This is a genomic window from Idiomarina piscisalsi, assembly GCF_002211765.1.
In the GTDB taxonomy this organism is placed as follows: domain Bacteria; phylum Pseudomonadota; class Gammaproteobacteria; order Enterobacterales; family Alteromonadaceae; genus Idiomarina; species Idiomarina piscisalsi_A.
On record NZ_CP022133.1, the window covers coordinates 1,165,524 to 1,178,844 of the forward strand.

General features: G+C 47.2%; 10 protein-coding genes. 5 read left to right on the top strand and 5 right to left on the bottom strand.

The annotated features are described in order from the left end of the window. The first annotated feature begins 1 nt into the window (after position 1). From acnD to CEW91_RS05645, 3 genes are read left to right on the top strand one after another with little or no spacing between them, the layout of a single operon-like run. On the top strand, positions 2–2,599 hold the full coding sequence (acnD, locus tag CEW91_RS05635) for a Fe/S-dependent 2-methylisocitrate dehydratase AcnD (RefSeq protein ID WP_088768058.1): 2,598 nt from the start codon (positions 2–4) through the stop codon (positions 2,597–2,599). Between the two features lie 12 nt (positions 2,600–2,611). Further along, a complete protein-coding gene (prpF, locus tag CEW91_RS05640) occupies positions 2,612–3,790 on the top strand; it encodes a 2-methylaconitate cis-trans isomerase PrpF (RefSeq protein WP_088768059.1) in 1,179 nt (392 codons plus the stop codon). Beyond that, positions 3,791–4,045, top strand: a complete 255-nt coding sequence (locus CEW91_RS05645; protein ID WP_088768060.1) for a hypothetical protein — start codon at positions 3,791–3,793, stop codon at positions 4,043–4,045. A 2-nt stretch (positions 4,046–4,047) separates the two neighbouring features. On the opposite strand, the gene CEW91_RS05650 is transcribed toward CEW91_RS05645, so the two are convergent. Beyond that, positions 4,048–4,653, bottom strand: coding sequence for a hypothetical protein (locus CEW91_RS05650; RefSeq protein ID WP_088768061.1), 606 nt, complete (start codon positions 4,651–4,653; stop codon positions 4,048–4,050). Between the two features lie 17 nt (positions 4,654–4,670). On the opposite strand from CEW91_RS05650, the gene CEW91_RS05655 reads away from it, so the two are divergent. Further along, positions 4,671–5,654 (top strand): sensor domain-containing diguanylate cyclase, encoded by a 984-nt coding sequence (locus CEW91_RS05655; RefSeq protein ID WP_088768062.1) that lies wholly within the window; start codon positions 4,671–4,673, stop codon positions 5,652–5,654. Here CEW91_RS05655 and CEW91_RS05660 read toward each other — a convergent pair. From CEW91_RS05660 to CEW91_RS05670, 3 genes are read right to left on the bottom strand one after another with little or no spacing between them, the layout of a single operon-like run. Continuing rightward, entirely contained in the window at positions 5,651–6,388 is a 738-nt protein-coding gene (locus CEW91_RS05660; RefSeq protein WP_088768063.1) for a 3'-5' exonuclease, read from the bottom strand. The genes CEW91_RS05655 and CEW91_RS05660 overlap by 4 nt on opposite strands. 2 nt (positions 6,389–6,390) lie before the next feature. Continuing rightward, positions 6,391–8,247 (bottom strand): DUF294 nucleotidyltransferase-like domain-containing protein, encoded by a 1,857-nt coding sequence (locus tag CEW91_RS05665; RefSeq protein WP_088768064.1) that lies wholly within the window; start codon positions 8,245–8,247, stop codon positions 6,391–6,393. A gap of 50 nt (positions 8,248–8,297) precedes the next feature. Next, positions 8,298–9,992, bottom strand: a complete 1,695-nt coding sequence (locus tag CEW91_RS05670) for a BCCT family transporter (RefSeq protein ID WP_088768065.1) — start codon at positions 9,990–9,992, stop codon at positions 8,298–8,300. 415 nt (positions 9,993–10,407) lie between these two features. Here CEW91_RS05670 and katG point away from each other — a divergent pair, with 415 nt between their 5' ends. Continuing rightward, positions 10,408–12,663 (top strand): catalase/peroxidase HPI, encoded by a 2,256-nt coding sequence (gene katG / locus CEW91_RS05675; protein ID WP_088768066.1) that lies wholly within the window; start codon positions 10,408–10,410, stop codon positions 12,661–12,663. Positions 12,664–12,694: 31 nt separating this feature from the next. Here katG and CEW91_RS05680 read toward each other — a convergent pair whose 3' ends face one another. Beyond that, entirely contained in the window at positions 12,695–13,306 is a 612-nt protein-coding gene (locus CEW91_RS05680) for a DUF502 domain-containing protein (RefSeq protein WP_088768067.1), read from the bottom strand. Positions 13,307–13,321 lie beyond the last annotated feature (15 nt).

The window sequence follows — 13,321 nt, forward strand, 5'->3', positions numbered from 1 at the left end:
TATGAATAATGAGTATCGCAAAAAGTTAGACGGCACGACGCTCGAGTATTTTGATACTCGGGCTGCCGTTGAAGCTATTGAACCGGGCGCCTACGAAAAACTGCCGTACACCTCGCGTGTATTGGCAGAAAACTTAGTTCGTCGTTGCCCGCCTGAGATTCTAACGCAGTCGCTAGAGCAGCTAATTTACGGCAAAAAAGAGCATGATTTTCCGTGGTTCCCGGCGCGTGTGGTTTGTCACGATATTTTGGGTCAAACGGCATTGGTTGACTTAGCCGGTCTGCGTGATGCGATTGCAGAGAAGGGCGGTGACCCAGCCAAAGTAAACCCGGTTGTGCCCACACAGCTGATTGTCGACCATTCATTGGCAGTTGAACACGCAGGGTTCGAAAAAGACGCGTTTGAGAAAAACCGTGCCATTGAAGACCGTCGTAACGACGATCGATTCCATTTTATTAACTGGACCAAAACGGCTTTTAAAAACGTTGACGTGATTCCACCCGGTAACGGGATTATGCACCAGATTAACCTGGAGAAAATGTCGCCAGTGGTGCAGGTGCGTGACAATGTGGCCTTTGTTGATACCTGTGTTGGTACTGACAGCCACACGCCAATGGTGGACGCTTTAGGGGTTATTTCTGTTGGTGTCGGCGGTCTTGAAGCCGAAAGTGTCATGCTAGGCCGTGCCTCTTATATGCGTCTGCCGGATATCGTCGGTGTCGAGTTGACCGGCAAATTACGTCCGGGCATTACCGGTACTGATTTGGTTTTAGCGCTCACTGAATTCTTACGTCGCGAACGTGTGGTTGGTGCTTACCTTGAATTCTTCGGTGAAGGCGCAGAAGCATTGACCGTTGGTGACCGTGCGACTATTTCGAACATGACGCCGGAGTACGGGGCAACCGCGGCGATGTTCTATATCGATGATCAAACCATCGATTACTTAAAACTGACCGGCCGTGATGATGACCAGGTCGAATTGGTCGAGAAGTTCTCCAAAGAAACCGGCTTGTGGGGCGACAGTCTGAAAACCGCAGAGTACGGTCGTGTCTTACGTTTTGATTTATCGAAAGTTGAACGTAACTTAGCTGGACCGTCTAACCCGCACGCTTTGCTGCCAGCAGCAGAGCTTTCTGAGCGCGGCGTAGCTAAGCATATTGAAGACCCTGAAAACGGTAAAATGCCGGATGGCGCAGTCATTATTGCGGCGATTACCAGTTGTACCAATACCAGTAACCCTCGCAATATGATTGCAGCTGGCTTAATTGCGCGTAACGCTAATAAACTAGGCTTAACGCGTAAGCCTTGGGTTAAATCGTCTCTGGCGCCTGGCTCCAAAACCGTCAAAATGTACCTGGAAGAGGCTGACTTATTGCCGGAACTGGAAGATTTAGGTTTTGGTGTGGTGGCGTTTGCTTGTACCACTTGTAACGGCATGAGTGGTGCGTTGGATCCGAAAATTCAGCAAGAGATCATCGATCGTGATCTGTTCTCAACCGCTGTATTGTCGGGGAACCGCAACTTCGACGGACGCATTCACCCATACGCTAAGCAGGCTTTCCTGGCTTCGCCTCCGTTGGTTGTAGCGTATGCGATTGCGGGCACCATCCGCTTTGATATTGAAAAAGACGTGTTGGGTATTGATCCGGACGGCAACCCTGTAACGCTGAAAGACATTTGGCCAAGTGATGAAGAAATAGACGCTATTGTTAAGCAGAGCGTTAAGCCAGAGCAGTTCCGCAAGGTTTACGATCCCATGTTTAATTTGAGCGTTGATTACGGTGAGAAGAACAACCCACTGTATGAGTGGCGTGAAATGAGCACCTATATTCGCCGCCCGCCATACTGGGAAGGCGCATTGGCTGCGGAAAATACCTTAACGGGTCTGCGTCCGCTGGCAGTACTGGGCGATAACATCACCACCGACCACTTGTCGCCATCCAACGCGATTATGGCTGACAGTGCTGCGGGGGAATATCTGGCGAAAATGGGCGTGCCGGAGGAGGACTTTAACTCTTACGCTACTCACCGTGGTGATCACTTGACCGCACAGCGTGCCACTTTTGCTAACCCTAAGTTGTTTAATGAAATGGTGCGTGACGAAAACGGTGACGTGATTCAGGGGTCGCTGGCGCGGATTGAGCCAGAAGGCAAAGTTGTGCGCATGTGGGAAGCGATTGAGCATTACATGACCAATAAACAACCGCTGATTATCGTTGCGGGTGCGGATTATGGTCAGGGTTCGTCACGCGACTGGGCGGCGAAAGGTGTTCGCTTAGCGGGTGTTGAGGTCATTGTTGCCGAAGGCTTCGAGCGTATTCACCGTACCAACTTAATTGGTATGGGTGTGTTGCCATTGCAGTTTGAAGAAGGCACCACACGTAAGACGTTGAATATTGATGGTACGGAAACCTTTGACGTGAAAGGAACGCCAGCGCCGGGTGCGGTGTTGCAGCTGACCATACACCGTAAAGACGGGGTGTCACAGCAAGTTCCGGTTATTTGTCGTCTGGACACCAAAGAGGAAGTCTCTATTTACGAGGCCGGTGGTGTATTACAGCGCTTTGCGCAGGACTTTTTAGAAGCGGAAGCAAGCTAAGGAGTTTGAGCTATGGCGTTTAAACCACAAATTAAAATTCCCGCCACCTACATGCGTGGCGGGACCTCGAAAGGTGTGTTTTTCCGTTTGCAGGACTTGCCCGAAACTGCACAGCAACCCGGCGCAGTCCGCGATGCAATTTTATTGCGTGTCATTGGTAGCCCGGATCCTTATGCTAAGCACACTGACGGCATGGGCGGGGCGACGTCGAGCACCAGTAAAACGGTCATCGTTTCTAAGAGCGAAAAGCCGAATCATGATGTTGATTACCTGTTTGGTCAGGTGTCGATTGATAAGCCATTTGTCGACTGGAGTGGTAACTGCGGTAACTTATCGTCAGCGGTAGGCCCTTTTGCCATTGCGAATGGTTTGGTAGCGCCTGAACGCATCCCCGAAAACGGTATTTGCGAAGTCCGTATTTGGCAGGCGAATATTGGCAAAACGATTGTTAATAAAGTGCCTATGGTGGATGGTGAAGTACAGGAAACCGGTGACTTTATTCTGGATGGGGTTACTTTCCCGGCAGCGGAAGTGCCGGTGGAATTTATGGACCCATCAGCAGATGGCGAGTCGATGTTTCCGACCGGTAATCTGATCGATGATTTAGACGTTCCTGGTATCGGTACCTTAAAAGCAACGTTGATTAACGCCGGTATCCCAACCATTTTTCTGAATGCGGAAGAAATTGGCTACGACGGTACCGAATTACAGGAAGCCATTAATGGCGACTCTGCGGCTTTGGAGCGTTTCGAAACTATTCGTGCGTACGGTGCCGTAAAAATGGGGCTGATTGACGATGTTTCAGAAGCAGCTAATCGCCAGCATACGCCGAAAGTGGCGTTTGTCGCGCCGCCGAAAGACTATATCGCTTCCAGTGGTAAGAAGATTAGAGCGACTGAGGTCGATTTACTGGTACGTGCGATGTCGATGGGGAAACTGCATCATGCCATGATGGGCACGGCAGCAGTGGCTATTGGAACCGCCGCAGCGATTCCCGGTACGACAGTGAATTTAGCGGCGGGTGGCAATGACCGTACCATGGTTAATTTCGGTCATCCTTCAGGTACCTTACAGGTGGGCGCTGAGTGCAAACAGGTTAACGGTCAATGGGCCGCCATAAAAGCCATTATGAGCCGCAGCGCGCGGGTCTTAATGGAAGGCAACGTCCGTATTCCGGGTGACGTTCTTTAAATGAAGCAAACCACGCAAGTCAAACTGCTTAAAGTTGCCATGATTACAGGTATCAGCCTGATTTTATTAGGTCACGTGGTGTTGGTAGTGACCTTTGGTAATGATGATATTGATTTTCGTGGTTATATTTTGGGGGCAGCGATGAATGCCATCGGTATTATTTTATCGCTGCCCACCAAAATTTATCTCACCTTAGTGCTTATGGAAAAGGAAGAACGAGATAATAAAAATACGCATTGGAGTGACAGAAATTAAAGCTACTCTGCATAGCCCCATGGAGTAGGCGGTGTATCAACTGTTTCTGTTAAATCAAAATCAACCCGAAACTCTCTGCCTTCGCGAATTAAGCGATACGTAAAAGTGTCGTCATGAATATACATTTGCCAAATATTCGTGTTCGATTGAGGTACTCCGAGTTCAATAAATAATTCCTTTGAATAGGCGTCAGCAGGGAAAGACTGAGCAGTTGGGTAACCCTTATCTATCGTATGTCCTCCGTACATCGTTAACGGATCATAATTTCCGTCCGCTTTGCGATGGTCATGCTTAAGGCTAATACCAGAGCCTGTTTGGGTTAGAATCCAAGTACGTGAATGGTCACTTCCAACGTGAAAAGGAATTTCTATTTTTGCGTCGCCGCATTTGCGCACATGCATAATTAGTGGGCCTTCAAAACCGTCGCTGGCCGGCGTATCAACAGTCACCTCACCAGCGTATGAATTCCCGCAATGTTCATTAATGGCCGCAAAAAATTCAGCCTGGGCTTGGGTTGTCACCTGTGGTGCCGGTTTTATAACTTGAGCAGAGCTAAAAGGAACAAAGCTTGCGACGGCAATTGACGTAAGAAAAACAATATTCTTCATTTTTAGACCATTGGATAATGTTTAATTTTGAATTATATGAGAAAGTAAAACCTGACATGAATCAAAGGCACATGCCAGTACTTTTACGTAAACTTATGATACCAAGTGCAGTAACCGAAATTTCCGATCTCCAACATATTCTGGATAGTCTCGACGCCGTTGTGTACGTATCTGACGTTGAAACTCATGAGCTGCTTTTTATGAATAAGTATGCGCTAAAAAATATTGGTGGGGTAAATCAGTTTGATGATATTAGAGGAAAGCGTTGCTTTGAGGTTTTACAAAAGGGGCAAAAGAGCCCTTGTGACTTTTGTACGAACACTTTACTTCCTAAAAACGGTGATACGTATCTTTGGGAGTTCAAGAACACGCGAAATAATTGCTGGTATCAATGTCGTGACCGTTTGATTCGGTGGCATGACGGACGCCAAGTGCGACTAGAAGTCGCAACAGATATTACTGAGCGTAAGAGCGTAGAAGAGCAACTGCATGAAACGCAAAAGGAATTAAAATTTCTCGCAGAAGTGGATAGCTTAACTCAGCTATATAATCGCCGCGCATTTTTTATGTACGCGGATAATTTGCGAAAAAGCCTTCCAAAATCAGCCAGTTTGGGCTTAATGATTCTCGACTTGGACTATTTTAAAGACATTAATGATAGCTATGGGCATGAAGCTGGTGATACGTTACTAGCGGCAATCGGGCAAAAGCTTCTTTCATTTTCCGGTGATGGCACTGTGGTGGGGCGTATGGGCGGTGAAGAGTTTGCTATCGCCTTCCATGAAACAGAGAAACGGGAAAAGTTAGGCTTTGCAAACGGAGTTTATAAAGCAGTGAGCAGCGTGAAAGCGCTGTACTTTAAAGATACATTGCAATGTACAACAAGCATCGGCGTGTCATCACAAATGGCGGCTACAGAACTTCGAGATATTATGCGTGAGGCAGATAATGCATTGTATCAAGCAAAATCAGCCGGTCGCTCTCAGATAAAAGTAGCCTAGGGCAGCCAAATATCTCCAATGGCGGTTTCTGGCGAAAAGTGATGCGCAATTTGTGCTTGCAGCAACTCACCACAGGCAAGCGCGTCTGTCATGGCATCATGGGGAGCATAAAAGGGCAGGTTATAGCGCTGCCGACTGTCAGCTAAACGGATAGATACGGGCTTTTTACCGGTTATTTTGTCCCATAAACTTCGCTTTTGGCGATGGAAGCGTGCTTCAATTTCCATCGTATCGATAACTGGAAAATGAATGGTCTCGTTTAAACGTTCTTTAAAGCCCCCTTGTAAAAAAGGGCGCTCAATACCGTTGTAGTGAACCACCCATACCTTGCCGGCGACAGCCTCTAGAAGTGGGTCAATGACTTGGGCTAAATCCGGTGCTCGCTCTATTTCACTGTGCGTTATGCCGTGAATAGTGACCGATTCTTCGGTTAATAACCGTCGGGGTTTTACCACCCATTGCCTGGCCTGACTCATGTCGATTCGTCCCAGTGTCATAGGAATAACCGCGATACTAATAATGCCGTGCTTGTCAGGATCAAGACCGGTCGTTTCGAAGTCAACAGCAACCATCGGCACGTCTTTAATTGGTGTTTCAGCCGCAGCAATTGCGGCTTCGTAGTAGCGCTTAAGGGCGGGGTGCTTTGCTTTCTCCGCAAGTTCCTGAAATCGCCTTGGCCAGTTTACCGTGCTTCTTCTCTGCTTATTCTCGGCGTCTGGTGGCAAATACAGCATAATTAGCCTCCAGAGTATTTATAACGCAGGTATTTCTGCGCATTACTGAGAATTTGGAAAGCGTCTTTCAAGTTTTTACGCTCAAAGTCAGAAAGGTCTTCAGGTGCCACATTGTTATCTGGCGTATCACCTGCCTCCAGAGCCAGCGCCTGGTGACGAATTCGAACCATAGAAATTAATTCCAATGCATCCCGTAAATCAGGACCGCGACCTTTGGGTAAGATATTGGCATCAATAATTTCTTCGAGACGAGCAAACGAATTTTGCCGTTGTGCACCAATAGCTAGAGCGTGTACACGAATTAAGTCCGCTACCGGCCCCGTGCCGCGACGCTTTGTGTTTATACTGTCACGGTGCTTACCGTCTTTCTCCATGACAAAGTCTTTAAAGAAGCCGAGTGGGGGAGTACGGTTTAACGCATTGCGAGCCATCGATCCCAAAAAACGCTTATGTTTCGGCGCCTTTTTTCGAATGAGCTGGTTTAATTCTTTTGCAAAACGCATCTCACCACTGACGCCATCTAAGTCGAAGAAAATGGACGAATGCAGAAGCTTTTCTGGTGACGGGTTTTCTATCCAGTCGGTGAAGTATTCTTTCCATTTTGATAACGGCTGACGCCAATTAGGGTTGGTTGCCATTATGTCGCCTGTGCAATACGTATAACCGCAAGCGTTTAACCCGTCAGAAACAAACTGCGCAATATTTAAAAAGTATTTGTCATGCAATTTAGGTTCAAAGCTGTCATCCAGAACCATTGCATTGTCCTGGTCGGTCACAACGGTTTGTTCATCACGAGCCATGGAGCCGAGAGCTAGGAAACAGTATGGTACAGGAGGCGGACCATACTTTTCCTCAGCCAACTCTAATAAGCGTTGTTTAAAGCTGCGCCCAATGGTCGCCATGGCCGACCCGATTATGCGAGAGTTCGCGTCTTCTTCAACCATACGCACAAAGCTTTTGTGGACATCTGGCACTAATTGGGAGAGTTCTTCAATACTGGTTTGTTTAAAAATACTCGACACAATGTACAGACTGCTTTGTGATTCATGTCTCGCTACGTCTGACAAAGCAATAACACCTATGACTTTGGACTGACGTAATACCGGTAAGTGGTGTAAGTTGGTGCGTAGCATCGTCAAGAACGCTTCAAAAACCCGATTATTATGCTGAACAAAAACTAAATTTTCCGACATAATGTCGGCCACTGGATCGGAGGCGTCTTTCTCGACCGCAAGTACGCGCTTGCGTAAATCTTTGTCGGTGATTATCCCAGCAGGAATATCACGCTTTTCATCGTCATAAATAAGCAATGACGAAACTTTCTCATCGGTCATTAAGCAGGCAGCTTCACGTATGGATGCACTTTTATTAATCGCGATTGGCTCGCGCGTAATTAACGTTTCCACTCGAGCGGACAACGTACGATTGCGGCTTTCATGTGTTTTTACTGCGTGACTGACCCGACGTTGCTCTTCAACTTCAACGGCGTCGGCAAAAGCATCGTATTCGTCATAAAAACGATTGAATAAATCGCCCGGGATATAGTAGAGCAAAGTGTCTTCAATGGTTTTTACGGGAAAGCGGACTCGGCCTTTGCGAAGTAAGCCGGCTTCTCCAAAAAAACCGCCTTCATCTAAGCGGTTAAACAACGAGCCGTCTTTGTGATAAGTCTCTATAGAGCCACTTCTGACAACGTGAAGTGCATCAATGTGTTGATTAAATTCAAGGATTTGAGTGTCCGCTTTAAAGTAAGCAACAGAGGTGTTTTGTGCCGTTAATTGAAGTTCTTCTTCCGGTAACTCGTTAAAAGGAGAGTACTTGCGTAAGAAGTTCAGTATTTCTACGTGCTCAGCTTCCATATAAGCACCTTAAAAGGTGAGCGACACCCAGAGGCGCCGCTCGTGGTCGATTATTTTGTGGTTTTACCAACTCGTGGTTCCGAGCGCAAGCCCTGGACTAGCGCAACACACGCCGCGAGCAGAACGATCGTAAATGGAAGTCCTGCTGATACCGCCATCGCCTGCAAGGCTACAAGCCCACCACCGAGAATTAGAGCAATAGCGACTAACCCTTCAAAAGTACACCAGAATATTTTCTGAGTGGTTGGTGCGTGAACTTTACCGCCCGCACTGATGGTATCAATAACCAATGAGCCAGAGTCAGATGACGTAATGAAGAACACCATGACAAGGACAATGGCTACGAAGGAGGTGATGCCCGTCCAGGGCAGGCCTTCCAACATCACAAACAGTTGTAATGATAAGTCAACTTCTGCGACCTTTTCTGCGCCGGCAAGGAATTGCTCAATAGCCGCGGTACCAAATACGCTCATCCAGAACACACAAGCCAGTGATGGAATCAATAGCACTGAAATCAAGAATTCACGTACAGTACGACCGCGAGAAACACGGGCGATGAACATGCCAACAAAAGGTGACCATGCTATCCACCACGCCCAATAGAATGAAGTCCAGCCTTGTGAGTAGTTTAAGTCCTCTCTCCCGACTGGGTTAGACAGCGCCGGTAAGTTCACAACGTAGTTATACAGGTTATCGACGAAACCAGTCAGAATAGCAACCGTTGGTCCCACTATAATAACAAAGAGCATTAACAGTGCGGCGAGTGTCATATTAATTTGCGATAAACGCTGAACACCAGATTCAAGGCCGGCTAAAACAGAGACTAAAGCGATAGCGGTAATACCGATAACCAGCAACACTTGAGTTGTACTGCCTTGGTCCCAACCGAATAAAAAGTTAAAGCCGGAAGCCGCTTGAGAAGCGCCTAAACCCAGTGATGTAGCTAAGCCGAACAACGTAGCCAAAATGGCAATGATGTCAATGATATGGCCTGGCCAGCCCCAAACACGCTCTCCCAAAATGGGGTAGAAAATAGAGCGAATGGTTAATGGTAATCCCTTATTAAAAGAGAACAGTGCCAGGCCTAAAGCCAGAACTGCGTATATGGCCCAAGGGTGTAAAGCCCAATGGAAAATGGTTGCAGCCATACCAAGGGCAATGGCTTTTTCTTCATTTCCTCCGGCAGCGCCAAGCGGCGCCCAGTCGGTGCGAATACCATCCGCGTTAACTTCCGTTCCGCCAAGAGCGGTACTGAAGTGCGTTATAGGCTCGGACACACCATAAAACATGAGTCCAATACCCATGCCTGCCGCAAATAACATTGAGAACCAGCCCAGGTAAGAGAAGTCAGGTTTTGCTTCTGTACCCCCAATTCGGACTCTTCCTAATGGGGAAAATACTAAGAACAAACAAAGTAAGACAAATATGTTTGCAGCCCCAATAAAGAACCAGTCTAAATTCGCTGTTAACCAGTTTTTCGTGCTGGTAAATATTGGCTCTGCCTGATTCTGAAATGCTAACGTAATAAATACGAAAGCGATAATGGCTAGCCCTGAAATAGCAAAAACGCGGTTATGAAAATCAAGCCCGAATGGACCTACTTTCATGACCACGTTGTCTTGTCCAATTTGGTAGTCCGTATTTATGGGGTTAACTTCCCCGTCTGGAATCATTGGGTCTGACGCTTGGCGCTCTCGTTCTACATCTTTGTCGCCGCGCAGTACCTCTTCTTCTTTTTTGGTCATTTAGCTTCCCCTTTATTAAAAATAGGCGCTATTACGCATTTGAATTTAAAGCTTTATTTTTAAATTCATGAGTAGAGTATAGAAGCTACGGAGAATTCTTAAAGTTAGATCGGTAGGAAATTAGAATTGTTTTTCAAATAACTGATGAACAAAGAAGCAAATGACTGGCGTATAAGCACATATACGCCAGTTTGTCGGTTATTTAGAAGCTGTAACGAACGCTCGCACCGATAGTGTCGATGTCCTGATCAATTTCATCTAACTCCACTTAATCGTTTAGTAACAACTTAGGTGAATTGAGCGCCTTCCGATTAACCCAATCTATTTTTCGAATCTATTTGAACCTACCGAAATTGCTGGTTTGGTCTATTATTATTTGCGCCCAAACTGGTGTTTAACAAAAAGGTAATAAACCATGTTTAAGAAAACACTTCCTTTACTTTCTGCGGTATCAATTGCGGTATCGTTGTCAGTGGCTTCTGGTGTTGCTAGTGCACAGGACAATATGTCTTACGATGTGAACAAGCCAGAGCCTAAACCCAATGAATTCTGGTGGCCTAACAAGTTGAATCTTGAGCCACTGCGTCAGCACAGTCCTGAGTCAGACCCTTACGGTGACGACTTTGATTATGCAGAAGCGTTTAGCAAACTAGACCTTGAAGAGGTTAAAAAAGACATTGAAGAATTAATGACGTCTGACCAAGACTGGTGGCCAGCTGACTATGGTCATTATGGTCCTTTCTTTATTCGTATGGCTTGGCACGGTGCTGGTACTTATCGTGTGCAAGATGGTCGCGGTGGTGCCGCTGGTGCTCAACAACGTTTTGAGCCACTAAACAGCTGGCCGGACAATGTCAGCTTAGACAAAGCGCGCCGTTTATTGTGGCCCGTGAAACAAAAATACGGTCGCAGCTTGTCGTGGGCTGACTTAATGGTGTTAACAGGAAACGTTGCTTTAGAGTCGATGGGCTTTGAAACCTATGGCTTTGCTGGTGGCCGGGAAGATGCCTGGGAGCCGGATATTGTCTACTGGGGTCCAGAGACTGAGTGGCTTGGCAGCGACAAACGCTACAAAGGTGATCGTAAGCTGGAAAACCCATTAGCAGCAGTACAGATGGGACTCATTTATGTCAATCCGGAAGGTCCTAATGGAAAACCTGACCCGCTTTTAGCGGCAAAGGACATTCGTGATACTTTTGGTCGCATGGCAATGAATGACGAAGAAACTGTGGCGCTTATTGCCGGTGGCCATACCTTTGGTAAAGCACACGGTGCGCATAAGCCAGAAGAATGTTTAGAAGCTGAGCCAGCGGCTGCCCCTGTTGAGCAGCAGGGCCTTGGCTGGAAAAACAAATGTGGTAAAGGCAACGCTGAAGACACTATTACCAGTGGCTTAGAAGGTGCATGGTCAGTCAATCCAACCGCATGGACGACACAATACCTGGATAACCTGTTTGGCTTTGAGTGGGAACAAACTAAGAGTCCGGCGGGCGCTATTCAGTGGATTCCTGTTGATGGCCAGGCGTCTAACTTGGTGCCGGATGCGCACGTAGAAGGTAAACGTCATGCGCCAATTATGTTTACCACTGACTTGTCACTGAAGTTTGACCCTGAGTATCGCAAAATTGCGAAACGTTTCCATGAAAATCCGGAAGAGTTTGAAAAGGCGTTTGCAAAAGCCTGGTTTAAACTGACTCACCGTGACATGGGGCCGAACCAGCGTTACTTGGGTGACATGGCACCAACAGAAGATTTGATTTGGCAGGATCCTATTCCAGATGCTGATTTCGAACTGATTGACTCAAACGATGTAGCTGAGTTGAAAGAAGCATTACTGGATTCAGGCCTAACGATTCAGCAGTTGGTACGTACTGCTTGGGCGTCGGCGTCGAGCTTCCGCGGAACGGACATGCGTGGCGGTGCAAACGGCGCACGCATTGCCTTAGAGCCGCAAATTAATTGGGAAGCGAACAACCCGGAAGAGCTGAAAGAGGTTCTGGCAACACTGAAAGAAGTACACGAGGACTTTAATGATGACCTGTCAGGCGACAAGTACGTGTCACTGGCTGACGTTATTGTGTTGGGCGGTGCCGCAGCTATTGAGAAAGCGGCTGCAGACGCGGGCTACGATGTAACAGTGCCATTCGAGCCGGGTCGTACTGATGCCACTCAGGAAATGACCGATGTCAATTCGTTCTCTTTCCTGGAACCAAAAGCGGATGCTTTCCGCAATTACTTTGGTAAAGACAACCGCTTGTCACCGGCGCAAATGATGGTCGACAAAGCGGATCAGTTGACTCTGACGGTACCTGAAATGACAGTCCTGATTGGTGGTTTACGCACCATTGGAGCGAATTACGACGGCTCTGAGCACGGCGTATTAACCGACCAACCGGGTACGTTGAATAATGACTTCTTTGTTAATCTGCTAACGATGGATAACGAGTGGAAGAAGTCAGAAAACAGCGAAGCGGTGTATGAAGGTTATGATCGCAAAACGGGCGAATTGAAATTCACAGCAAGCCCGGTTGATCTTATCTTTGGCTCAAACTCTGAACTGCGTGCAGTCTCTGAAGTGTACGCAATGAGCGACGCTAACGAGAAGTTCGCCAACGACTTTGTTCAGGCATGGGCAAAAGTGATGCAGTTGGATCGCTTTGACCTGAAATAAGCCAAAACACTCAAAAAAGACAGAAGCGGCGCTATGACTTAGCGCCGCTTTTTTTGTGGTTTTTGCCAATACCGGCACTAATGGTTAGCTGCAAGGCTTCGGCCGGTTTCATATCGAGGGACTCTATACAGTCCTTTGGTACCATAATCATGTAACCACCAACGTTGTAACTCATCGGTAAAAAGACGGCGACTTGTTCGTTATCGAGAATTTCGGATAACTTATCGTCACTGGCTCCTGGCTTTTTCGTGACTATACCTATCAGCTTCGTATTGCTGTTCGGTAATGTCACCATCACAACGGACTCATCGGCAAAGTCCTTACCTGACATCATTTCAAAAACGTCATTAACCGTGCCGTATAAGCTGCGAAGCAATGGCATTTTGTTCATGAGCTTGCCCGGTAGCTGCCAGATTGAGTTGAACAGGTTCCAGCGTGAGCTGAAGCCGACGAGTAGGGCAAGTACTAAAAAGCTTATAAACGCAAGGCCCGGGAAATAGTAAGCGTCACCACCAAGTGCCATCCAAACCGGTTTCAGGGACTGCTCAATGGTGACCAACAACCAGCGAATGAGGTAAACGGTAATGACTATTGGCAGTAAAATCGCCAAGCCTTTAAGAAAGTAATTCAGTATTTTTTTCATAAGCCTGCTTTTTAG